Genomic DNA, 24,754 nt, shown 5'->3' with positions numbered 1-24,754 from the left:
AACTATTTTGGATATGGAAATGCAGCAATTCAAATCTGAATTTTTTAAAGCACTGGCACATCCGCTTCGGATTCGGATTCTTGAAATTTTGGCTGAAGGGGATAAAAGTGTCAACGAAATCCAGCAGCTGGCTGACAGCGAAGGTTCGGCCGTATCCCAACAGCTGACGGTCCTAAGATCGAAGAATATCGTCACGGGGAGCAAGGAAGGGAACCGGGTCATCTACTCTTTGCGGGATCCGATGATCGTTGAATTATTGGATGTAGCCAAGAAAATCTTCTATAACCAGCTATCGGAAACCATCACGATATTGGATCGGCTCAATTACACGAACAAAGCAGAATAAAAGACAGCAACCTGGAACGACAGCTTGTTTAAAGGAGAATGGGGAGATCACTGCCCCTTCTCCTTTTTTTGTTGCTGACCTAAGGTGTAGAGTTCGAAGAATCTATCTATATAGATGCATCTTCTATGGATAATCAGTGAATTTAAACCGAACAGTTGACTCTTGGAAATACCCATGTTATGATTATCTCGAATTAAAGATAAATTAATTCAAGATAAATGAGGTGAATCGAATGGCTATGCCAAATCTCAACTTGAAAGCATTGACCGTATTGGTTCGAGCAACTGACGCTCTCCATGAATTGATTAAAACGGATGTTGCGCAGTACGGATTGAATCCGACCGAGTTTTCGGTAATGGAATTGCTGTACCACCGAGGACAACAGCCGATTCAGCTGATCGGCAAAAAAGTCTTGATTGCCAGCAGCAGCATCACTTATGTTGTTGATAAGTTGGAAACGAAAAACTACGTCATCCGCAAGGCATGTCCGGAAGATCGGCGCGTAACCTTCGCAGAACTGACAGATAGCGGACAGCGATTGATGGATGAGATTTTTCCGAAACATGAACAAGTGATCAATCAGGCATTTCAAGGAATGGAACAGCAGGAAATAGAAGAAATGATTAGAACCGTCAAGAAAATCGGTTATCGATCACAGGACGTTTAAATTTTTTTAATCCTATATCTCGGAATCGAGATAATAATTATACAACTACTAGCTGAGGAGAGATACTGATGAACGAATTAAGAGGAATGCACCACGTAACAGCCATTACGAGCAGCGCTGAAAAAAACTACGAATTTTTCACGTATGTACTGGGCATGCGCCTGGTCAAGAAAACCGTGAACCAGGACGATATCCAGACCTATCACCTATTCTTCGCTGATGACAAAGGTTCGGCCGGAACCGATATGACCTTCTTCGATTTCCCGAACATCCCGAAAGGCACCCACGGAACCAACGAAATCTACAAAACGGCGTTCCGTGTACCGACAGACGATGCACTTGCTTACTGGGTCAAGCGTTTCGATAAATACGACGTGAAGCATAAAGGTATTCAGGATGTATTCGGCAAGAAAACCCTCTCGTTCGTCGATTTCGATGATCAGCAGTACATGCTGGTATCGGACGAAAACAACGAAGGCGTAGCATCAGGTACGCCATGGCAGAACGGACCGGTTCCATTGGAGTTCGCCATTACCGGGCTTGGGCCGATCCATATCCGTATCGCGGAATTCGATTATTTCAAGGAAGTATTGGAAAAAGCCATGCTGATGCGCCAAGTCGCAAAAGAAGGTTCCTTCTATTTATTCGAAGTAGGCGAAGGCGGCAACGGCGCGCAGGTGATCGTCGAGCACAATAAATTACTGCCAGAGGGACGCCAAGGCTTCGGAACGGTTCACCATGCAGCCTTCCGTGTAGCGGATACCAGCGTATTGCAGGAATGGATCGACCGCATGCAAAATCTTGGCTTCAGTACATCCGGCTATGTCGACCGTTTCTTCTTCGAGTCGCTGTATGTACGAGTAGCACAAGGCATCCTGTTCGAATGGGCAACAGACGGACCGGGCTTCATGGGCGATGAGCCTTACGAAACCTTAGGAGAAAACTTATCCTTGCCGCCATTCCTCGAGCCGAAACGTGATCAGATCGAGAAACTGGTACGCCCGATCGACACCGTACGCAGCACGCGCACGATCGAAAAAGAATATCTGTAAACAGGAGGAAATTAGATGAGCATTTTCAGTAGATTATTCGGAACATCGCAAGAAAACCAACCAGAGGAGGAAACAACAATGACAAAATTGAACATCGGCATCATCTTAGGATCAACACGCGAAGGGCGTTTAAGCCCGCAGGTAGGGAACTGGGTCAAGGAATTGGCAGACAAACGCGGAGACGCGAACTATACGATCATCGACATCGCGGACTATAAATTACCGCTTTTAGGCGAAAATGGCGGAGACGCATCAGGTGCAGGCGCTTGGTCTGAAGCTGTGGCAGCTCAAGACGGCTTCGTCTTCATCGCACAGGAATACAACCACTCGATCACCGGATCATTGAAGAACGCACTGGATTACCTGCGTGTGGAATGGAACAACAAAGCGGCAGGCATCGTATCCTACGGTTCAGTCGGCGGAGCGCGTGCGGCAGAACACTTGCGCGGCATCCTGGGCGAACTGTCTGTAGCGGACGTACGTGTCCACCCTGCATTGTCCCTGTTCACAGACTTCGAAAACGGTGCGGAACTGAAAGCTGCGCCAGTCCAGGCAGATTCTGTGAACCAAATGCTGGACCAGGTCATCCCGTGGTCAACAGCATTGAAAACAATCCGCTAATCCGATTTTCAATCCCAATAACAGAATGTGCAGGAACACCCGCACATTCTGTTATTTTTTTGGCTACAATGGAGAAGTAGAGGGAATGGATAAGGTATATATGGAACTGGAAAATTGACTTTTATACAATGTTTTGACTGCTTCGGATAGAGCAAAGACGATTGCTCATTTGCTCACGCAGCAAAGAGTACCAGTCTTCTTGCTTCGATTAGGTCGTGGAAGCGCGGCGCTAAACAATTTTCTCAGTACTAAGCGAGGAGTTATTTTTTCTCTGTTTGATAAGAATATAAAGATATGTAGCAAATCAGCGGAGACTCCCGCGGGATAGCGCCGTGCCGAAATCCACTCGGGCGTTTAGCCCGAGTTAGTTCGGCGCAAGCCCGTAGGAAAGCGGAGCTGATTTGCGGAATATCGACAAACGAAAAATAGTAATTCAACACATTCCATCAGTAAAGGGGCAGGTATGGATGATTTCAATTGATCCGGAACAAAACAAAGAGCGGGACAACTATAAGCTGCTGATCGGCTCGGTCATCCCGCGTCCCATCGCGTTCGTCACGACACAGTCGGAGTCGGGAGTCCTCAACGGAGCGCCGTTCAGCTATTTCAATATCGTCTCCTCCAACCCGCCGATGGTCTCTTTATCGATTCAGCGGCCGACGGGGGAGCGGAAGGATACGGCACGCAACATTTACGGCAACGGTGAATTTGTGGTGCATATCGTGGACCGTGACAATGTCGGCAAAATCAATGAGACTGCGGCTTCCTTGCCGCCTTCTGAAAGTGAAGTGGACCTGGTCGGGTTGACACAGGTGCCGAGTGAAGTGATTTCGGTTCCGGGTGTCAAAGAATCGAAGATCCGCATGGAATGCCGGTTGGTGGAGTCTGTTCCACTGGGCGGCGACGGCCCCGGCAGCGATTTGTTCATCGGCAAGATTGTCCGCTTCCATGTAGATGAAGCTATTTATGAAAACGGCCGCATCGACCCGAGAGGGCTGGACGCAGTCAGCCGGCTCGCAGGGACGAACTACGCCGCCATCGGGGAGATCTTTTCAATGGAGCGTCCGAAATAGAGAAATAGAGAAAAAGAAGAAAAGGCGCTTTCTGACAAGCGCCTTTTCTTCTTTTTTTAATCTGTGTATTTGCAGAAAACTATCTAAACCAATTTTATAGAAGGCAGCCCGTTCGCAAGAAGAGCTGAAAATTTTTCGGCAGTGAGTGGTCTGCTGAAGAAGTAGCCCTGGATTTCATCACAGTTCATCTCTTTCAGCAATGCCAATTGTTCACCGGTTTCTACGCCTTCTGCGACGACGGACATGTCGAGGCGGTGGGCGATGAAAATCATAGCTTCGACAAGTGCTTTGTCGTGAGGGTTGGTGGCCATGTCCTGAACGAACGGCTGGGCGATTTTCAGGTTATTGAGCGGGAACCGTTTCAGATAGTTCAGCGACGAATAGCCGGTGCCGAAATCATCAATGGCAATCCGCACGCCCAACTTCCTCAGAGTCAGCATTCGAGAAATCGCCTTTTCGGCATCATCAACCGCGACGCCTTCCGTAATTTCCAGCTCTAAAGAAGCAGCTGGAAAGCCGGTCTTTTCAAGAGCCAGCCGCACCGTGTCCATCAAATCGTCATGCAGAAATTGGAGAGGAGACAAATTTACAGCAAGCTTCAACTGGGAATGTCCCGTATCATGCCATTTCTTCGCCTGCCTGCAGGCCGTATAGAGGACCCACTCGCCGATGGGAAGAATCAGCCGGGTTTCTTCCGCCAGCGGAATGAACTCTCCGGGAGAAATGATTTTTCCGTCTGCATTCTGCCAGCGGACCAGGGCTTCCATCCCAATGATTTCACCGGTTGCGGCCTGGATCTGCGGCTGGTAATGCAGGATGAATTCTTCATTGGCAAGGGCGCGGCGCAGATCGTTTTCAAGTGCGATTTTTCGGGAGGCGGTGACAGCCATATCGTCCGAAAAAAACTGGTAATTGTTTTTTCCTTTTTCTTTTGCGCTGTACATGGCACTGTCGGCATGCTTCAGCAGTTCCCCTGTCGTCTCTCCGTCTTTCGGATAAATCGCGATGCCGATGCTCATCGAGATATGCAGCTCCTGGCCATTGATGACCAGGGGTGTTGCCAGGGCGGACTGCAGTCTGTGGATCATCGGCGCAATGTCCGTTTCAGCTTGGATATTGTTCAAAATCAACGTGAACTCATCGCCGCCCTGCCGTGAAACGGTATCGTTTGAGCGCAGGTTGCCTGTGATTTTTTGGGAAAATCCCTGCAGCAATAAATCCCCGAATTCATGGCCGAACGTATCATTGATGTTTTTGAAGCGATCCAAATCGATGAAAACGACAGCAACTTTCCGTGAATTCAGTTTTGCCGCCGATATCGCGGCTTCAAGTTTTTCCAGAAACAACCTTCTGTTCGGCAAGCCGCTCAGCACATCGTGATAGGCCATATGCTTCATCTGCCGTACGGCTTTTTTCAATTGTTCGTTCTTGGAAGTGACCTCGACCGTTCGTTGTTCGATTTTCTCCTCAAGTACAGAAGTCAGTTCATGGTAGCGAGCCAATAATTTCCGGTTGTCCTGCAGCGTGAAGACCTGTCTGGTGATGATCAAAATAACCGACACGCCAGCTCCGGCAATCAAGCCGTTCATATCATTCTTTTGCTCGAAAATCATGACGATGAACAGCAGCACCATGCTGAAATAAGGAAGCAGCATGCGCAGGGAGATCCGGCCATCGGCTTGGGCAGAAGCTGCGGTTGGAATAGCTTCATTTTGGGGTTCCAAGGCATACAGACCGGCAAGTGCCGTCATCAGCAGGCCAAGAGACCATAAGGGATCATAAAGCGTTCCTGCATTATAGCTGCCCGCAATCATCGAGAGGAGATAAGCGGTATCCGCAAAAACCTGGACAATCAAACCAGCGACAATCAGTGCCAGTACGCGGCTCTGAAAAAAGTAGGCGGAGCCGAGATAGAAGCTGACAGCAGCGAACAGCAATAGTAAATCTCCAATCGGATAACCAACTGAGGCAGCAAGCAGCAGGGGAGATGCAGAACCTGACGAGAACAGGGGCTGGATCAGATAATGCCAGCTGAGGGCCGTAAATACAGCAACGATGATGCCCATGTCAAAAAGAAACTTGATTTGATGGGCATTCTCTTTTTTCCGCCAGAGCTGATAAGTGAACGCCGCTAGATAAAGAAGGATTTGGAGTAGGTAAAACAGGTCTGCCCATCCCATATAGGGCGCTTCTACACGGGCAATACTATGGCTGTAGAACCAGATCCCTTGAGCGATTGCATAGCTGAAGCACCCCAGCGAACAGAGCAGCCAGAAATAACGGTCGGGGTTATGGATTTTTAAATGAACAATGTACAGAGCGATTCCGGCAACGAGAGGAGCCAGCCAGGAAATAAGGATGATCCCCAGCAGGTGAATATAGTCATTGCTCTCATTGAACAAAGTCCAGGCATAGTAGATGGAGATATGGAAGAAGATATAGACAGCAAACAATTTTTTTATATTCGAAAGAGTGATGGATTCCACCTCGTTTAAAATAGAAAATATTTACATAAAAATTCTGAATTTAAAGAATTTATTGTTATTTATTTTATTATAAAGAAGTTGAGGAAGAAAAGAAATAGGGATATTACAGATAATAACAATTTAATGGAAACTATTAACCAATATTTATAAAATAAATAGTCGAATAGACTATGAGTTTTTTGTTAGTTAGATTATATAGAGTAAGGAAAGAAGAAAAACTGACTCCTCCATAAGGTTTCAATTATTTAACATGCTAATTTGATTAGTGTGAAGTAGTTTTCTAGATGGATGAAGGTGGAGCTGACATCACCAGTCTCCTTAACAGTAGAAGGTGGACTTGGCTGATTAAGGTATATAGAAGATAGATAAACAACTATTGCTGCTTTTCCCTTAGTGTAAAAAAGTCGATACTTTATACCGGTGCCCTCATAATCTCAATCTCAGTTTTGATCTCCGCTCAGCCAGATTTCTTGAGATAGCCCATAGTCATAGCTGGATAATCCTCTCAAGCTTTTCTAATGCTTTACTCCTTGTTCGTTGGTTCATGAAGCACATCTCTTCTATAGAAGAAGTATTTTTCAAAGATCTACAGCTTTCACTGTTACTCGAAGATTAATTATTAAAGTAAGAAAATTTAAATACTTTGTTGACAGTCAATCTATATTGTCTTACAATAAAATATATTAACAATCAGAATATTTTAAATCTACAGTATGTTGAGGGGGAACAGTATGGTGGCAAAGTACGAAGATGTCTTTTCCGGGATTTTTCTTTTGGTTGTAAGCGTTATCATGTTTTTTACTGCTTACAGTTTTGAAGCTTTAACTACGAGTCTTGTAGGGCCGGCCTTTATGCCTCAAATTATTGCGATAGTAATGGCCATTTTCAGCGTCGTCATCGCTGTGGGTGGGTTCAGAAAAAGTAAAGTCATTCCTGAAGAGAAAAACTCGCCGGAACAACATAAAGAAGAATTGATTGTAACTGAAAAAAGAAGTTACAAACCTGTGCTGATAAGTTTAGGGTTGATGATCGGCTACGTAATACTGTTGCCTTATATCGGTTTCTTGATTATGACAGTCATCTACATTTTCTTGCAGATGTTGATATTAAGTCATATCACCCATCGGAAGATTTGGCTCTTCCTTCTAATCTCCATTGTTACATCCGCAACAATCTATTACCTTTTCCGCAATGTATTTTACGTCATGCTTCCAACTGGAATCATTGGCTAAGGAGGATAAACTATGTTCGATATGCTATTTGCGGGCTTCGGGTCCGTTATGACATTGCAAATTATCATGCTGATTGCAGCTGGTGTGGCTTTGGGACTTGTGTTCGGGTCCATACCCGGATTGACTGCCACGATGGCTGTCGCCATCTGCCTGCCCATTACATACGGTATGGATCCAATCGCAGGAATGTCTCTCTTAATGGGCTTATACATCGGCGGCGTTTCGGGTGGGCTAATCCCAGCTATTCTATTGAAGCTGCCAGGCACTCCCTCTTCAATCGCTACAACTTTTGATGGGTATCCAATGGCACAAAATGGCGAAGCAGGAAAAGCGTTCAATTATGCCATCGTTTCTTCTTTCTTAGGTGGGCTTCTCAGTATTATCGTCCTGATTATGATAGCACCTCCATTAGGGAGAGTGGCTTTGCAATTTGGACCGTTTGAATTTTTTGCCATTGTTATTTTTTCCTTGACCTTGATTGCCAGTCTTTCAGGAGATTCTCTGCCGAAAGGAATTATGGCTGGATTGCTTGGAATTTCTTTTGCCATGGTGGGGGCGGCTCCCATTGATGCATTTCCGCGCTTTACATATGGTTTCACCGATATGAACGCTGGATTTAACTTGCTTCCTGTTTTAATCGGATTGTTCGCCTTATCGGAAATTTTTATATCGGCTGAAAAGAAAGTAAAAAAAGGCTTGAATGCAAAACTTTCTAAAGTGAATTACAAAGTGAGCATAAAAGAATATATAGCCCAAGGGTGGAACTTTTTACGGTCAAGCCTCATTGGACTAGGAATCGGGATTTTGCCGGGCATCGGTGGAGGGACGTCAAACATTATCGCCTATGTTGCAGCAAAAAGTTCTTCTAAAAAGCCTGAGGAGTTTGGAAAAGGCAATCCGGCAGGAGTCGTTGCTTCTGAATCTTCGAATAATGCAGCAGTCGGAGGAGCGCTTGTTCCGCTTATCTCTCTAGGGATTCCCGGCGATACAGTAACAGCTATGCTCTTAGGTGGCTTGGTGTTGCACGGCTTGCAACCGGGGCCGTTGCTTATGCAAAACAGTGGTGATGTAGTGTACGGAATTTTTGCAGCACTTCTAATTGCGAACGTCTTCATGATTCTTTTCCTGTTTATGGGGATGAAAGGCTTTATTCGTTTGTTGAGTATTCCACAGCATATCCTATACCCGATCATTCTCGCGCTTTGTGTAGTAGGAGCTTTCGGTGTCAACAATAGATTGTTTGATGTAGGTGCTTTGTTGTTCTTCGGAGTTTTAGGCTATTTAATGATCAAATTTGGTTTTCCTTTAACGCCGCTTGTTCTTGGCTTTATCTTAGGGCCATTGCTGGAGACGAATTTACGCAGAGGATTGATGCTTTCACAAGGTGATTTCATGCCATTCTTGACTTCACCCATTGCAGCAGCGTTCCTGTTGGTTGCAGCAGCTTCAGTAGTCTTCGCAATTTACAGTAATCACAAGAAGAAGAAAGGCACCAGTGTTTTAAACGTTTAAGTGCATTACCAATGATGTCGTTTTTAATGGGCTCAGACCCGTTGAAATAAAAAAAAGGGGGAAGTTAGATGAAGAGTGTATTAAAGAAGACTTTGTTCGGTTCGGTTCTGGCAACATCGATTTTATTCCTGGGAGCTTGTGGTGGGGATGGAGCAAGCGAAGACGCGAATGCAGGCAACGATCCTGCTGCAGATTATCCATCAGGGCCGATTACAGTGGTTGTACCGGCTGGAGCAGGTGGCGATACGGATTTAAATACACGGATCATGGCTAAATATTTGGAAAAAGAACTTGATACAAATATTGTAGTATCGAATGTCACCGGTTCAGGTGGAGCAACAGGAACACAAACAGTTTTGGATGCGAAGCCTGACGGACAAACGGTTCTTGCGTTCCATAACTCTATGCTATTGAATAATGTTTTTGGATTGACCGATTACACATATGATGAATTTAAAATGGCGGGTGTGGGAGTATTGGACCAATCTAACACGTTTCTTACGTCTCCAGATTCTAAATTCCAAGACATTCCTTCTTTGATTGAATATGCAAAGGCTAATCCTGGAGAAGTGACGATGGCGACTGAGATCGGTTCCATGACTTATATTCAGACACTTCAATTCCAGGAACAGACTGGTGTTGAATTTAATATCGTAGACATCGGTGGAGCAGCCGATAAAATTGCAGCTCTTCTTGGAGGGCGTGTGGACATTGTGCCAACTTCCCTTGGTTTAGTAAGCGGATATATCGAATCCGGGGATATGGTTCCACTGGGAGTTATGGCAGAAGAACGCCTTGAAGGAGCTCCTGATGTTCCAACGTTCAAAGAGGAAGGCGTTGATATCGTCATCGACAAAATCTTCTATTGGGGCTTCGATCCGGAAACTCCAGATGCATATGTAGAGAAATTCTCTAATGCTATGGAAAATGTCGTGACGAATGAAGAGTATCAACAGGAAATCGAAGATTCTTGGTTGTCGCCTACTTTCTTGGACCAAGAAGCAACAAATGCAAAATTAGAAGAAATCAATGCCAGCTATCAAGAGGCTTATGACAACTCGGAACAATAAATAATTCAATAATGGAACATTGATAAGCTTGGATATTAACAAATGGTGGCAGCAACTTTGAGAACTATTCGTGCATAACTGGATGCTTCCAAGAGTTGCTGCCATAAATTATTGGCTTAACAATAGTAAAAAAAATGCTGAAGAGGTGATTTTATAAATGATGAAAGTTTCTGTAACAGTAAATACTACAGATTTAAGTGATATGGATTTGCAGCAAATGTCCCAACTTGGGGTGGATTGTGTTGATTTTGGTGCTGGCGGCTCTTTTGCCGGTGTCAGTGAACAAGGATTTCCGGATCTGGATGAATTATTGAAACTGCAAAGACGAATCCGATCATATGGAATGGACATCAACAGAGTGACCTTGCCGAATATGACCGATGACTTTATGCTGAACCGCCCAGGAAGTGAACGGCAGCTCGAAAACTCCGTTAATGCAGTAAAAGTATTTGGACAAGCGAAAATTGATATTGTCAGACAACGTTTTGAAGGCGATGTTTTTTACGGACTTTCAAGGAATTATAAAGCAGTGCAGCGTGGCGGGGCGATTTCACGTGGCGAGAGCCTTGGGTTGCTGAAAGAAAAGCAGTCGACTCCTACATTGGAAGAATTGGAATCCTGGTGGGGCAACGTTCAGACAGCTTATAAGGAATTAGTTCCGACTGCACAGGAAAATGGTGTGAAAATAGCCATGCACCCGTCAGATACCCCGCATCCTGATTCACCATTCGGCGGTATCGGCCTGCATCGTCTAATCGACGATTTTCCAAATAAGAACGTCGGATTGGTTTATTGTATCGGGACACGCGCGGAAGCAGGTGGTTCTTCATTGGTGCTGGATGAAATCAATCACTTCGGCCGCAAGGGCAGAATTTTCCTGGTCCACTTCCGGAATGTCAGAGGCAGTTTGCCGACTGCTGGGGCCTTTGAAGAAGCCTTGTTGGATGACGGTGATATGAACATGTTCAAACTATTGCTGGAATTGAAGAAAGTGGGCTATGACGGCTGCATCAATCCTGACCATGTCCCTACAATGGCAGGAGATCAGCCGGATCTGGACACACGCTGGCAATATTCGAATATTGGTTGGAAGAAATCCAGTCTTGGGTTTGCATATTCTGTCGGCTATATCAAAGCTTTGTTTGCGGCCATGACAGAGTTTGAAGGCTAAAAGAAATATAACTTTACATAAATTAGAGGAGTGAAAACATGGAACATGAATCGAATGCAGATATTCCCTTGTTCTTGAAGATGAACGCGCAGGATAATACGGCGATCATCGTCAATACGGGTGGATTAAAACAAGGAGTTCAGTTTTCATGTGGTCTGACCCTTATACAGCGAATTCCACAGGGACATAAAGTTGCTTTGTCCGATATTCAACCAGGTGAAGAAATCATTCGCTACGGTGAAGTAATTGGCTATGCTGAAAAGTTGATCCAAAAAGGTAGTTGGGTGAAAGAGGCATTGGTGAATTTGCCGACACCTCCGGAACTGGATTCTCTTCCATTTTCAACGAATCTAAAAGAAGTGAGGCCATTAGAAGAAACCTATACGTTCCTCGGCTACCGAAATTCAGATGGTACGGTCGGAACGAAAAACCTGCTTGGCATTACGACAAGCGTGCAATGCGTTGCAGGGGTTCTGGAATATGCAGTCAAAAAAATCAGGCAGGAATTATTGCCGCAGTTTCCCAATGTAGATGACGTTATCGCTTTGAACCATAATTATGGCTGCGGAGTGGCAATCAATGCACCAGATGCGGAAATACCGATCCGAACCATTGAAAATCTAGCGAAACATCCAAATTTTGGTGGAGAAGTGATGATCATCGGTCTGGGTTGCGAAAAATTGGTGCCTACGCGTTTAAACGATGGAAATGATGACGATAATATACTGTCCCTTCAGGATGAAGATGGCTTTGTCCAAATGATTGCTTCCATCGTTAAAATGGCGGAACAGCGCTTGAACCGATTAAACGAACGTCAAAGAGAAGTCTGTCCTGTTTCTGACTTGGTGGTCGGTGTTCAGTGTGGAGGAAGTGATGCTTTTTCAGGAGTTACGGCTAATCCAGCATTGGGCTATGCCACAGATCTTTTAGTCAGAGCCGGCGCGACGGTGCTTTTCTCCGAGGTCACGGAAGTTCGGGATGCCATCCATCTATTAACTCCCCGCGCAGTAAACGAAGAAGTGGGAAAATCTTTAATAAGAGAAATGAAATGGTACGACGAGTATTTGAATAGAGGCCAAGTGGATCGCAGCGCAAATCCATCCCCGGGCAATAAACGGGGAGGATTATCGAATGTTGTTGAAAAGTCGCTGGGATCCATTGTGAAATCTGGAACTTTACCGATTGTCGATGTATTGAGTCCAGGTGAAAAGGTGAGAAAGAAAGGGTTGGTTTTCGCAGCTACGCCAGCAAGTGATTTTGTTTGTGGAACGCTTCAATTGGCTTCCGGAATACACTTGCAAGTATTCACAACCGGCAGAGGAACACCCTATAACTTGAGTATGGCACCAGTCCTAAAAGTGTCGACAAGAAACACACTGCAGGAGCAATGGCATGATCTGATCGATATAAATGCTGGAAAGATTGCTACCGGAGAAGCTTCTATTGAAGAAGTGGGGTATGAAATTTTTAACGACATTCTGGAAGTGAGCAGCGGATCCAAGCAAACCTGGGCTGATCAATGGGGAATCCATAACGATCTTGCCCTATTCAACCCTTCTCCCGTTACTTGAATAAATTAATTGAATTGACAGAACAATTTAATTGTCTTACAATATTACTATTAAACAAAAAACAATTGAAGGTGGAATGGATATGACAAACAAAAGGCAGTCACCCACAGGAATTTTAGGATTTCCGGTAGCTCCATTAACGGATAAAGGCAAATTGGATTTAAATGGACTGGAAGCGAATATCGATTTTTTATTGGATCAGGGTCTGACTTCGATTTTTGTAGCATGTGGAGCCGGTGAGCTTCACGCGATCAACACAGCGGAATACCACGCTATGGTGGAATTGGCTGTTGAAAAGACAAAAGGAAAAGTGCCGCTTTACACAGGAGTCGGCGGCAATATCACTGCTGCTTTGGAGCAGGCAAAAATATCCGAAGAGCTTGGCGCAGACGGCTACTTGATCTTGCCGCCGTACTTGATCGATCCATCTCAGGAAGGTCTTTACAATTATTTGAGTGAAATCATCAGCAGCACCGATTTGAATGCCATTGTCTATAACCGTGACAACTGCATCATGACTGCAGATACATTAGGCAGGCTTTGTGAATTGCCTCAACTGGTCGGCTTCAAAGACGGCGTCGGCAATATGGAAACAGTAGCTGAATTCACGCATCTATTCGGAGACCGGCTGGAATGGATCAACGGCATGCCGTTGGCTGAAGTGACGATGGGAGCCTACTTGAATCTCGGCTTCAACACGTATTCCTCGGCGATTTCAAACTATATCCCGCATATTTCCAAACAATATTTCGAAGCGTTGAAGAACGGCGATAAAAAAGTGGAAAAAGAGATATATGGAGACGTTATCTTACCGATCCACAGCATCAGAAAACAGAAAAAGGGCTATGCGGTGTCACTTATCAAAGCTGGCATGAACATCATCGGGCTTCCAGTGACGACAAATGTCAGAGCTCCAATCGCACCGGTTGAAGAAGCGCATTATGCACAGTTGAAGGTAATCATCGAAAAAGCACTGGAGAAGTATCCAGCAAAAGTAACGACTAAAAACTAGGAGGATTCTATGACTACTAATACAGAAGTAAAAACATACTTGAACTATATCAACGGCGAATGGGTGGCAGCAGATACAGGGAAAACAAGTGAAAGCTTTAATCCTTCCAATAAAGATGAAGTGTTGGGTTCGTTCCAATTGTCTTCTGCCAATGACTTGGATAAAGCGGTCTCTGCAGCGAAAGCAGGCCAGAAAGTTTGGAGAAAGCTGGCAGGCAGCGACAGAGGCAATTACTTGTTCAAAGTGGCGAATGTACTTGAAGAGAAAGTGGAATATGTCGCTGAAGCGATGACCAAGGAAATGGGCAAAACTTTTGCGGAAGCAAAAGGTGAAACCCTCCGTGGTGTAGCGATTCTCCGCTATTACGCAGGCGAAGGCATGCGGGCGGTTGGAGATGTCATTCCATCGTCGGACAGCGAGGCGTTGATGTTTACTACGAGAGTACCTTTAGGAGTAGTAGGAGTCATCACTCCCTGGAATTTCCCGGTTGCCATTCCGATCTGGAAAATGGCGCCAGCATTGATTTACGGAAACTCGGTTGTCTTAAAACCGGCCAGCGACACGGCAGTTACTGCTGCGCGCGTTGTTGAATGCTTCCATGAAGCAGGTCTTCCGGAAGGTGTCATCAATATGGTGACCGGTTCCGGTTCTGTCATCGGTCAGGGCTTGGCGGAGCATCCGAGTGTGGATGCCATCACGTTCACAGGTTCGAACGCAGTCGGAAAACAAATCGGCCGTGCAGCATTTGATCGCGGCATCAAATACCAGCTTGAAATGGGCGGCAAGAATCCAGTTATTGTAGCGAACGACGCGGACCTTGATCTGGCTGTCAGTGCGACAATTTCCGGAGGTTTAAAATCTACAGGACAAAAATGTACGGCTACCAGCCGGGTAATCGTTCAAAGCGGTATATACGATGAGTTCCGCGAAAAACTGCTGGAAAAAGTTTCAGAAATTACAGTGGGCAACGGTATGGAATCCGACAGTTGGATGGGACCTGTTGCAAGCGAGAACCAATTGAATACGGTATTGTCTTATATTGAAAAAGGAAAGCAAGAAGGCGCGAAGTTGGTGCATGGCGGAAATCGTCTTACTGGCGACGAAACTGCAAACGGCTATTTCGTAGAACCAACAGTATTTGATGAAGTGACAGCCGACATGGCTATCGCAAGAGAGGAAATCTTCGGTCCTGTACTGGCACTGCTGAAAGTGGATACAATAGAAGAAGGGCTGGCAATGGCCAATGACTCGGAGTACGGCTTGAGCGCATCAATCTTTACGACGAATATCGGCAATATGCTGGAATTCATCAATGATATGGAAGCAGGGCTTGTACGCATCAACGCAGAAAGCGCAGGTGTGGAATTGCAGGCACCATTCGGCGGCATGAAGCAGTCGAGCTCGCATTCACGTGAGCAGGGAAGAGCGGCTATTGAGTTCTTCACATCCATTAAAACTGTATTTGTAAAAAAATAAAAGCAGAGGGAGTTATGCGCTAGATGCGTAACTCCTCTTTTTTAAAATTAGTTGGTCTTTTGGATAAAGAATTTCTATACATAACCCGCTTGCGGGATTGCTTCAACCAATAATTATTGAGGAGTGGGAGTATGCTAACGAAAGATGCAAATCAGCAAAAAACAGCAGCACCGCATGTAGCGAAAATGAGAGTCGTCCCGGTTGCGGGCCATGATAGTATGCTATTGAATCTGAGTGGAGCGCATAGTCCATTTTTTACGCGTAATATTGTGATATTGGAAGATGATCACGGAAATATCGGAGCTGGGGAAGTGCCGGGAGGCGAAGCGATCCGCCAAACCTTGGAAGAAGCGAAAGAATATGTGCTGGGTCAGCCGATTGGTGCCTATAACCGGATTTTGAACAAAGTCCGTAAAGAGTTTGCATTTAAAGACGCGGGCGGCAGGGGCAGCCAAACCTTCGATTTGAGAACAACGATTCACGCAGTAACGGCGCTTGAAGCGGCATTGCTTGATCTGTTGGGGAAATTCCTGAACGTCCCTGTGGCGGAGCTATTGGGTGAAGGCCAACAGCGCACGCATGTAGAGATGCTCGGTTACTTATTTTATATTGGGGACCGCAACAAAACAGATCTGCCTTATTTGAGTGAACCGGATGCAACTGACGATTGGTTAAGGTTGAGGCATGAAGAAGCGTTGACTCCTGAATCGGTTGTCGCGCTGGCAGAAGCTGCCCATAAGCGTTATGGATTCCAGGACTTCAAACTGAAAGGCGGAGTACTGAAAGGCGAAGAAGAAATGAAGGCTGTAACGGCTTTGGCTGAACGCTTCCCGGAAGCCCGCATCACACTGGATCCGAACGGTGCCTGGTCATTGGAAGAAGCGATTCGCCTTTGTAAAGGCAAGGGAGATGTTCTTGCCTACGCGGAAGATCCATGCGGAGCGGAAAACGGCTATTCTTCACGCGAAGTGATGGCGGAATTCAGAAAAGCGACAGGCCTTCCTACTGCCACGAACATGATCGCTACAGACTGGCGCGAAATGGGGCACGCGATCCAATTGAACTCCGTCGATATTCCGTTGGCGGATCCTCATTTCTGGACCATGCAGGGATCGGTAAGAGTAGCGCAGATGTGCAATGAATGGGGATTGACGTGGGGATCGCATTCAAATAATCATTTTGATATCTCCCTTGCCATGTTTACCCATGTTGCAGCGGCGGCTCCAGGGAAAATCACTGCCATCGATACCCATTGGATCTGGCAGGATGGCCAGCATCTGACTAAAAATCCTTTCCAGATTATTGATGGCAAAGTCGAAGTCCCTCAGTCAGCAGGTTTAGGTATCGAAATCGATTTGGAAAAGATTGAGAAAGCGCATCAGCTCTACAATGAAAAGGGTCTTGGAGGACGTGATGACGCAAAAGGCATGCAGTATTTGATTCCGGATTGGAAATTCGATAATAAGAGACCTTGTCTGGTAAGGTATTAATATGGGAAGTAAGTGTAAAATTAATGTAAAATAGAAAGAAGTAGCGCAAGAGAGAAAGAAGTGCACGAGGTTCTTGCATAAAAAGGCGGTGACAGGTTATATGATGGATGGATATATAGTGGACACAGTCCGAAGAAGTACACTCTCACAGCAGGTTTTGGAGAAAATTGTATTTTTATTGGTTGATGGCCAACTGAAGCCTGGAGACAAATTACCTCCGGAGATGAAGCTGATGGAGCAATTGGGTGTAAGCAGACCCGTTTTGCGAGAAGCTTTGAGTTCTCTTGAGACCTTGGAAATCATCACAAGGAAGCCACGTGGCGGGACAATTGTAAATGATAAAGTCGGAAGTGATCCTTTTACAGCGATGCTCGCCTTATCAATAAACAACCTTCCTGCTGTAATTGAAGCGAGGATGGCGTTGGAGCTCGGTTTGGTGACTATTGCAGCTGAAAAGATTTCGGATGAACAATTGGACCAGCTGTTGGAAACGATCGAAAGCATAAAGGAAAATGCGCATACCAACTACGGTGCATTGGATAAGGAATTCCATAGAATCATTGCATTGAGCGCAAACAATCCGGTGGTGGAGGGGATGATCACCTCTTTGCTTATTACACATCATAAAACAGATAGCTTAATTCAGCATCGGGATCCCGATATTACAGTGGAGCACCACATGGCAATCTATGAGGCTTTGAAAAAAAGAGATCCTCATGAAGCGTTTACGCAAATGTACCGGCATTTAAGTTTTGTCCGGAAAAAAATTCTGGACAATTTACCGGAAAAAAGTGATTGAAAAGGAGCAGACTGTAAACGTGAATTGTTTATAGTCTGCTATTTTTTTTCGGAAAACTAGCATAAGTATCGATGAAAGCGGGTGGAGGATCTGAATAGGATAAAAAGCAGTTTAATAATCCTTGTTCTTCTGCTCTACTTTTTCAATGTTTTCATAGGCAGTGAACGCGGTCATATATTACTATCGATTCTGGCTTTTTTATTGTTGATTGTTGCCATCCCTTCTTCAAAAGCCATGACAAAAGTGATGGGCATCAGTCTTCTGGTTATCGGAATGGGCATCAGCTTCTTTATGAATGGCGCCAGCTTGATTGAAAGTGTTCAAGGCGTCCAGCTGAATTTGCCGCTTCTTATCCTGATACTGCTGGCTCCGTTATTGTCCATTCCTTTAAGGAGCGGAACGTTGCTGGACGATCCGATGGCATACATAGAACAGGTAAAGGACAAACCTAGGCAATTATTTCTGGGAATCTCAAGCTTTCTGACCTTGTTGGCTCCTGTCTTAAATGTAGGATCGGTGAGGATTTTAGCTGATTTGATGAAAGATCGCAATTTATCGGGTGAGCTGTTGGGCCGTTCTTATTTCACTGGTTTTTCTACAGCGATGGTTTGGTCACCTTATTTTGGCTCTGTCGCCTTGGTGCTGTACTATCTGAACATCCCTTATAGCGAGTACTTTATCATCGGACTGCTCTTTGCCGCTGCCCAACTTCTGACAGGGAATCTACTGTTCGCTATGAAAAATGGAGTCGAAAAGCCCTTATCAACAGAGAAAAACAAAGGGGTTGAAAAGGAGATACATATACTGCCCCTGGTTCTGAAATTTGTCTTCTCATTGGGAATCTTAATTTCAGCTTTGATCCTTCTTGAGCAGCTGACGAAGTTATCGATGCTCGTCTTGGTGAGCATGCTGGCAATCATCATACCGGCAATCTGGATGGCTTTGGCTGGCAAGTGGAAGAGTTTCATCAATCAGGTCATCCTCTATAAAAATCAGGTGACAGGCGGAACAGGCAGCGAAATGGTTCTTTTTTTAAGTGCCGGTGTATTTGGCAGTGCAATTTCGAATTCTTCCATATCAGTCTGGATAAAAGATTTTCTATTGATCATTTCTGAAGGTTCTTTTTTCTTTTTTGTCTTATTTATCGTTTTTACCATCATGTTCTTTGCCTTAATCGGTTTCCATCAAATTATTACGGTTCCATTGCTGGTCATGCAAGTCGACCCTGGGGCAATCGGTGTGGACCCTGTAGTGATTGCTTTTGTCTTCATACTGGCTTGGTTCATGTCTGCTATCATCAGTCCGATAAATGCAGTTACGATTCTCATATCGAACGCAGTCAGCAAGAAGTTTTTCACAGTGGGCTTTCGATGGAACGGACTGTATGTGTTAACGATGTTTTTGATTGGCTGTGTATTCATCTATGCACTGAAGCTTATTTATCAGTAACTCTCAACAGATTGTGAGATTTTCATTCTTCAAAATAAGGCATTCGGTGTTGAATAGGGATAAGTGAAAAGGGGGAAGGGAAATGGCTTTTAAGGTCCTGGTACCAAGAACTGTAGCATCTGAAGGAATTGACTATTTAAAGGAGAATGGCTGTGAAGTGGATGCGCGTGAAGAAATGAGCGCAGAAGAACTGGAGGCAGCGATTAAAGATTGCGATGCGGTTTTGCTGAGAACAGATACGCTGGACGAAAAAATGATCCATCAGGCTGACCGCCTGAAAATCATTGCACGGCATGGCGTCGGGTTCGATAATATCGATATCGAAGCTGCTTCAGCCAAGGGGATTTATGTGTCCTACACACCCGCCGCCAACATCAATTCCGTGGCAGAACATGTGACAGGATTGATATTAGCCATTTCCAGACAAACTATTAAAGTCGATAAGGCTGTGAGAAGAGGAGATTTTGAGGTGCGGGACACCTCTTACGGAACTGAACTGAAAGGAAAAGTGCTGGGTATTATTGGACTTGGCAATATTGGGAAGCTGGTCGCCAAAAAATGTGCATTCGGCCTCGAAATGAGAGTGATCGCCTATGACCCTTACGCCAAACCGCCTGAAGAAACATACATAAGCAAAGTAGAAGACATAGAGGAACTGATGAGGAAGTCAGATTTCATTTCTTTGCATCTCCCATATAACAAAGCGCTTCATCATTTCATCGATCAGGAGAAGTTAGGTTTGATGAAACCATCGGCATTCCTAATCAATGCGGCCAGAGGCGGATTAGTGGATGAAGCCGCATTAGCTGAAGTACTCCGTGATAACTGGATTGCCGGTGCCGCATTGGACGTCTTTGAACAGGAGCCTGTTCCTGCCGATCATCCATTGCTTAAGCTGGAGAACCTGATTGCCACACCTCATATTGCAGCTTTGACACAAGAGGCGATGAATACCATGTCCCTGGATTGCGCAAAAGAAATCGTTCGGATTAAAAATCAGCTGGAGCCGCTAGTGTGGCTAAATAAGAAGCAGATGAACAAAGTGGATTAAACTAGTGGATAGTCGATCTATTGGAACGAAATATGGCTGGTGCAGCTGAAAAGAAAAAACGTATTGACTCAATTGTGTTTTCATTCTTAGTGCAAGCAATTACATGTCTATTATCGTTCGAAATCACTCCCAAAAACCATCAAGTTTGTAACTGCCGCCGAAAAGCAGGATACTAAGACTGTAGGAAACAATTGAACGATAGGTGGATAGCCGCAACTTTTGGAACTGGCTATGCTGGGAAAGAAACTGGGATATCCAGCACCCATGAAAGAGGAGGATATTCATGTCGATTTATTCATTCCAAACAAAATTAGCAACTGGTGAAGAAATGCATTTCGAGAAGTACAAGGGCGAGGTGCTGCTGATCGTGAATACAGCCAGTAAATGCGGGTTGACCCCTCAATACGAAGAATTGGAAGAGCTGTATAAAACCCATAAAGAAAAAGGATTTGAGATCATCGGCTTCCCGTGTGACCAGTTCGGCGGACAGGAACCGGGAACAGATGAGGAAATATCGGAATTCTGTTCGATCAATTATGGTGTCAGTTTTCCGCTTGCTCAAAAAACTGAAGTGAATGGCGAAGCTGCCCATCCGCTTTATCAGTATTTACGCGGACAGGCTCCGGCGGACGAGGAGTTTGACGAGGCAGGCAAGTTGCAGAAAGAAGATCGCGATATGCTGGAAAGTTCCGACATCAAATGGAACTTCACGAAATTCCTGATCGACCGCAAAGGAAATGTCGTCCATCGTTTTGCACCGACTGTGAAGCCGAAGGCGATTGAGAAAGTTATTGAGCAATTATTAAGTGAAACTGTCTGATGGATCTGGAAGTTGAAAGTGAAAAAGCACAGCAGGAGCGGAGAAAGACCCGTTCCTGCTGTGCTTTTTGATTTAGTTTATAGGCCACCGAATCAATTTACAGAATGGCATACAATACGGCAATAACCGCATAGCAGACAGCCCAGGTAAGCAGGGCGAATTTAAAGTTCATCTTAAATGCGATGTAGACCGATGACTTTCTGCTGATAGCCGCCAGCATCAGGTTCAGTCCGGAAAACGGCGAGGTCAGGATGGCGAGCATCCAACTGGCCAATAAACCAAGGCCCAAATATAGATGGTCGTCCACAAACAATGGAGAACTGCTCAACGTGATGGCCAGGATGGCAGCTGTAATGATCGGATGGACACCGATAATGGACGGGATCGTCATCAGCAACGCCATCACTGGAATGAGCAACAGGACATGTGTGATGTTTAGGGTCTCCAAAAGAGAACGGATCCAGTCAGCGGCACCGTTATTCAGAAGTGCAGCACCGAAAGCGCCGGCAATGATGAAAATCGATAATTCATTCCCCATATATACGACCTTTCCATTGGCATAACCCTGGAGGCTCTCTAAAAGCTCCCGAGGTGTGCCTATCAACAATGACCATACGACAGAGACGACAATCGCGGTCAATGGGACAATCGCTAACACGGACAAGTCGGTCAAGCGTTCGATGAGTAGGATAGCGGCAGTGATAGCAAGAAGAATCAGTGCGAGCTCAAACACTTTCCGCTTGGCAGCACTGAGTGTCACAGCACTCTGAACAAGAGGGGATTCGGGAATCGAACTGCTGTTTTTTCGTTCCTGAAGAAAACCGGTGGCCATCATAATGCCGGCGACAGCGAGTCCGATCGGGAAAAGCTGCAGCCAGCTGACATCAAAATAGGAAAGCACCAAGGCCATGGAAATGAAATACGGCGACCACATGAACGCCATCACAAATCCGCGGCTTAGCGCCTTCAGGCGGATTTCATCAAATGGTTTGAACGCGTGTGTATCTGTCAGATCGTTGAGAATCGGCAGGGTTCCAATGTTCATGACAGCTCCGATACTGCCGGCAGCTATTGTCGTGAACAGGTAAAGCTGGTGTGTTTTCTTGATGGAATAGGCAAAAATGACTTCTATGTATTTCAAATACTGTCCCTGCTGAATCGGAATCGCCAGCAACGGAACAAAAATGAAAATCGCCAGGAGATTAGCGTTGGTCTGAAGCGCGAAAAAAAATGCTGTCACGCCGTCCACGCTGGGATCCAATAGTAACCCGACAGCAAACAACACCGAAATCAGGATTTTCGGCGTCCGGGCAAGATAAGGGAAATAGGAAACAAGCACGGCCAGCGCGAATAGGCTGATCAGAAAAGGCGCATATGGGATCGTTACAAAGAAAGACAATAAATAGATTCCACCCATAAGCAGGGTGCTGACAGGCCGAACGACCGGTTTCATATAGAGAGCTCCTTTGGAAAAACACTGTAGGACAGTTTTATTCAGTGTGACAGAAATTTTGAGGGCCGTCTTCAAAAATGCATGGGTGATGGCAGAACGAATGTCTTGGAAAAATTCATCTGAAAAGACGTAGTGCTCTTGCCTGCTTCGATAAACCCGCTATCGGGAAGGCATGCAATCTGCTGCTTCTCTATGAATTCATGAAACAAGCCGCCCCCATATCACCGAGGGCGGTTCATTTTGTGTTTATTTTTTATAATATGATTTTAAGGGGACTTTTAAAATTACTGAACGAGTTCCACGCAGAGCATCATTTTTTTAAGTAAACTGATCTAGTAACATTTTTTAAGAGAACTAATCGTTCTTACACTTTTTAAATTCATACTATTCAAGTGTCTAGTTGATACGTCTTAAGTATGGCTTCATGAAGAATATTGACACCATCCATCATGGAATCATGATTAAATGTCATGTTCGGATGGTGCAACCCCGGTGTAAGTCCACAGCCCAATCCCAGCATAGTCGCTTTTAATTCCGGCTTGTTGATTTTGTAGAAGTGAAAGTCATCTCCACCTGGTGTCACAAGTGGTTCATTTAGCTTTTCTTTGCCAAGCGAGGTAACGATGGCATCACTCATAATTTGAATAGCTTCTTGGTCTTTTTCAGCAGCAGCAATACCTTTTCCGAATGTCGTATCAATCTCTATAGTGTGCAAGCTTTGAATTGATTCGAAAATATTTTGTACTTTTTCTGCTAATTTATCCATTAACTCATTGGTCTGTGCTCGTAAGTCTAATGAAAATGTCGCTTTTCCGGGAATGATATTGGCACTTTTTCCACCAGCATGAAATGCTGTCATTTTAACTGAATGCGCAAGTAGAGGATCGAGATGAATTTGGTTGATCATATTAACGATTTGTGCGCCAATTTCAATCGCATTTTGGTTGAGATGAGGTCTTGCCCCATGAGCATCATCTCCTTTAATGACGCCAGTCACGACTTTCGCAGCCCCATGTACAATTACTGGAGAGGCGTATCCAACCGCAGTTTCCTGAATGGGACGCAGATGTACACCATAAAAATAGTCCATATCATCCATGACGCCTTTCTCGACAAGTTTCAAGGCGCCTTCCCCTTTTTCCTCAGCAGGCTGGAAGACAAATTTGACGGCTATTTTGTCAGCGAGTTCTGGATGCTGTTCGAGTTTCCAAAGCACACCCAATACCATCGCCATGTGGGCATCATGTCCGCAAGAATGATTCGCTTGAAATTCACCGTTCACTTCTTGCCATAGCGCATCGATGTCTGCGCGGATTCCGACAACAGGTAAACCCTTATCGAAGTTTCCATAGCGTCCGATAACGCCGGTGCAATCATCAAACGTTTCTGTCTTACAACCGTGTTCTTCTAATACTTGCTGGAGGTACCTAGTCGTTTCTACTTCTTCCCAGCTGGTTTCTGCATTTTCATGTAAGTAGTCAAAGGTTTCTTTCACTTTTTTCATCAGTGTGTTTTCCATTATTTTTCCTCATCCTTTACAAAGTATTTGTAGGTCTGTTGAAGGGTGCCGTGAGTTTCGCCGCGCTCGATAATTTCCAACAGCATGGCATTGATGAATGACAGCGTCACAGGACCTTTGGCTAGAAAAGTCTTTTGATAATTTACCTTTAGCGGAATCACTATATCCGCCAATTCCGCAACAGGAGAAACCCGCGAGTCGGTAATGGCGATTATTGGAATGCCTTGTTGTTTTGCTTCTTCAGCCAGGTGAATCGTATCGACCGCATATCGATAAAATGAAAAGATGATGATACATGATTTTTTAGCAGGAAAGTTCAATAGTCCCGTGTCTGTTTCGGGTCGATACAGCGAGGCATTTCCCAGAATATAGTTCAAATTGAACGATAACCAATGGGCAAATGCAAATGAATGGTAATACCCTGCCACCAAAATCTTTTCACTCGTGAGGATTTTTTGGATGGCTTTCTCGAGCGTCTCTTCGTCCAAATGGTTCAAATTATCTTTAATCCGGTTGATATCGCCCTTCATATGGAAGGTGAAGGAGTGAGGTAATGCTGTATCGTCTTTTCTTTGCTGTAAATCAGATTCCTCTAAGTCCAAAAATATCTGGCGAAGTTCTTTTTGCAGATTGGAGTATCCGGCGTATCCAATTTCATGACAGAACCTGATTACCATCGTTTCGCTTACCCCTATGATAGATCCAACCTTTTTTGCGGGGTGGATGGCAAAAGACAGGGGTTCGTTTAAAAGTTCATTAGCTACTTTCTTTAATCCTTTTGAAAGGCTCGGAAACTTTTCTTTTGTTTTTTCAATGTAGGAAAGAGACATGTTTTCACCTTTTCTTGAAGTATATCCTTTATTTTATGTTGATTTTAATTATAA

21 protein-coding genes are annotated in these 24,754 nt (G+C 44.9%); 17 read left to right on the top strand and 4 right to left on the bottom strand.

Annotated features, from left to right (window positions below):
* Positions 1 to 7: 7 nt before the first annotated feature.
* From Q0785_RS14195 to Q0785_RS14175, 5 genes are all read left to right on the top strand, one after another.
* Positions 8 to 346, top strand: a complete 339-nt coding sequence (locus Q0785_RS14195; protein ID WP_298830995.1) for a metalloregulator ArsR/SmtB family transcription factor — start codon at positions 8 to 10, stop codon at positions 344 to 346.
* Between the two features lie 232 nt (positions 347 to 578).
* Positions 579 to 1,013 (top strand): MarR family transcriptional regulator, encoded by a 435-nt coding sequence (locus Q0785_RS14190; RefSeq protein ID WP_298830992.1) that lies wholly within the window; start codon positions 579 to 581, stop codon positions 1,011 to 1,013.
* A 68-nt stretch (positions 1,014 to 1,081) separates the two neighbouring features.
* On the top strand, positions 1,082 to 2,065 hold the full coding sequence (locus tag Q0785_RS14185; protein WP_298830989.1) for a ring-cleaving dioxygenase: 984 nt from the start codon (positions 1,082 to 1,084) through the stop codon (positions 2,063 to 2,065).
* Between the two features lie 15 nt (positions 2,066 to 2,080).
* Entirely contained in the window at positions 2,081 to 2,686 is a 606-nt protein-coding gene (locus Q0785_RS14180; RefSeq protein ID WP_223636627.1) for an NADPH-dependent FMN reductase, read from the top strand.
* A gap of 467 nt (positions 2,687 to 3,153) precedes the next feature.
* Positions 3,154 to 3,759: a flavin reductase family protein gene (locus Q0785_RS14175; protein WP_298830985.1), complete on the top strand. Its 606-nt coding sequence runs from the start codon at positions 3,154 to 3,156 to the stop codon at positions 3,757 to 3,759.
* Between the two features lie 83 nt (positions 3,760 to 3,842).
* Here Q0785_RS14175 and Q0785_RS14170 read toward each other — a convergent pair whose 3' ends face one another.
* Positions 3,843 to 6,212 (bottom strand): DUF4084 domain-containing protein, encoded by a 2,370-nt coding sequence (locus Q0785_RS14170; protein ID WP_298830982.1) that lies wholly within the window; start codon positions 6,210 to 6,212, stop codon positions 3,843 to 3,845.
* A gap of 764 nt (positions 6,213 to 6,976) precedes the next feature.
* On the opposite strand from Q0785_RS14170, the gene Q0785_RS14165 reads away from it, so the two are divergent.
* From Q0785_RS14165 to Q0785_RS14110, 12 genes are all read left to right on the top strand, one after another.
* Entirely contained in the window at positions 6,977 to 7,477 is a 501-nt protein-coding gene (locus Q0785_RS14165) for a tripartite tricarboxylate transporter TctB family protein (protein ID WP_298830981.1), read from the top strand.
* A 12-nt stretch (positions 7,478 to 7,489) separates the two neighbouring features.
* Positions 7,490 to 8,989 (top strand): tripartite tricarboxylate transporter permease, encoded by a 1,500-nt coding sequence (locus Q0785_RS14160; RefSeq protein WP_298830978.1) that lies wholly within the window; start codon positions 7,490 to 7,492, stop codon positions 8,987 to 8,989.
* Positions 8,990 to 9,057: 68 nt separating this feature from the next.
* Positions 9,058 to 10,059 (top strand): tripartite tricarboxylate transporter substrate binding protein, encoded by a 1,002-nt coding sequence (locus Q0785_RS14155; protein ID WP_298830975.1) that lies wholly within the window; start codon positions 9,058 to 9,060, stop codon positions 10,057 to 10,059.
* A gap of 157 nt (positions 10,060 to 10,216) precedes the next feature.
* Positions 10,217 to 11,230: a mannonate dehydratase gene (locus Q0785_RS14150; RefSeq protein WP_298830970.1), complete on the top strand. Its 1,014-nt coding sequence runs from the start codon at positions 10,217 to 10,219 to the stop codon at positions 11,228 to 11,230.
* Positions 11,231 to 11,268: 38 nt separating this feature from the next.
* Positions 11,269 to 12,801, top strand: coding sequence for a galactarate dehydratase (gene garD / locus Q0785_RS14145; protein ID WP_298830967.1), 1,533 nt, complete (start codon positions 11,269 to 11,271; stop codon positions 12,799 to 12,801).
* 82 nt (positions 12,802 to 12,883) lie between these two features.
* A complete protein-coding gene (gene kdgD / locus Q0785_RS14140) occupies positions 12,884 to 13,813 on the top strand; it encodes a 5-dehydro-4-deoxyglucarate dehydratase (protein WP_298830965.1) in 930 nt (309 codons plus the stop codon).
* Positions 13,814 to 13,822: 9 nt separating this feature from the next.
* The gene (gene gucD / locus Q0785_RS14135; protein WP_298830962.1) at positions 13,823 to 15,289 is read left to right on the top strand and encodes an alpha-ketoglutaric semialdehyde dehydrogenase GucD; all 1,467 of its coding nucleotides are present in this window, start codon (positions 13,823 to 13,825) and stop codon (positions 15,287 to 15,289) included.
* A 131-nt stretch (positions 15,290 to 15,420) separates the two neighbouring features.
* On the top strand, positions 15,421 to 16,779 hold the full coding sequence (gene gudD / locus Q0785_RS14130; protein WP_298830958.1) for a glucarate dehydratase: 1,359 nt from the start codon (positions 15,421 to 15,423) through the stop codon (positions 16,777 to 16,779).
* 100 nt (positions 16,780 to 16,879) lie between these two features.
* Entirely contained in the window at positions 16,880 to 17,578 is a 699-nt protein-coding gene (locus Q0785_RS14125) for a FadR/GntR family transcriptional regulator (RefSeq protein WP_223636653.1), read from the top strand.
* A gap of 204 nt (positions 17,579 to 17,782) precedes the next feature.
* The gene (locus tag Q0785_RS14120; protein ID WP_298830955.1) at positions 17,783 to 19,027 is read left to right on the top strand and encodes a hypothetical protein; all 1,245 of its coding nucleotides are present in this window, start codon (positions 17,783 to 17,785) and stop codon (positions 19,025 to 19,027) included.
* 82 nt (positions 19,028 to 19,109) lie between these two features.
* On the top strand, positions 19,110 to 20,078 hold the full coding sequence (locus Q0785_RS14115; RefSeq protein WP_298830952.1) for a hydroxyacid dehydrogenase: 969 nt from the start codon (positions 19,110 to 19,112) through the stop codon (positions 20,076 to 20,078).
* A gap of 283 nt (positions 20,079 to 20,361) precedes the next feature.
* Positions 20,362 to 20,898, top strand: coding sequence for a glutathione peroxidase (locus Q0785_RS14110; RefSeq protein WP_298830949.1), 537 nt, complete (start codon positions 20,362 to 20,364; stop codon positions 20,896 to 20,898).
* 97 nt (positions 20,899 to 20,995) lie between these two features.
* Here the strand turns inward: Q0785_RS14110 and Q0785_RS14105 are convergent, their stop codons facing one another.
* From Q0785_RS14105 to Q0785_RS14095, 3 genes are all read right to left on the bottom strand, one after another.
* Positions 20,996 to 22,351: a hypothetical protein gene (locus Q0785_RS14105; protein ID WP_298830946.1), complete on the bottom strand. Its 1,356-nt coding sequence runs from the start codon at positions 22,349 to 22,351 to the stop codon at positions 20,996 to 20,998.
* A gap of 388 nt (positions 22,352 to 22,739) precedes the next feature.
* Positions 22,740 to 23,870, bottom strand: a complete 1,131-nt coding sequence (locus tag Q0785_RS14100) for a M20 peptidase aminoacylase family protein (protein WP_298830943.1) — start codon at positions 23,868 to 23,870, stop codon at positions 22,740 to 22,742.
* The gene (locus Q0785_RS14095; protein ID WP_298830940.1) at positions 23,870 to 24,700 is read right to left on the bottom strand and encodes a MurR/RpiR family transcriptional regulator; all 831 of its coding nucleotides are present in this window, start codon (positions 24,698 to 24,700) and stop codon (positions 23,870 to 23,872) included. Before Q0785_RS14095 ends, Q0785_RS14100 begins: the two co-directional genes overlap by 1 nt.
* Between the last annotated feature and the right edge of the window lie 54 nt (positions 24,701 to 24,754).

The sequence above is a fragment of the uncultured Planococcus sp. genome (genome assembly GCF_947501725.1).
Classification (GTDB): Bacteria; Bacillota; Bacilli; order Bacillales_A; family Planococcaceae; genus Planococcus; species Planococcus donghaensis_C.
The sequence above is the reverse complement of the archived record's forward strand: the minus strand, read 5'-3'. Positions and strand labels throughout refer to the sequence as shown.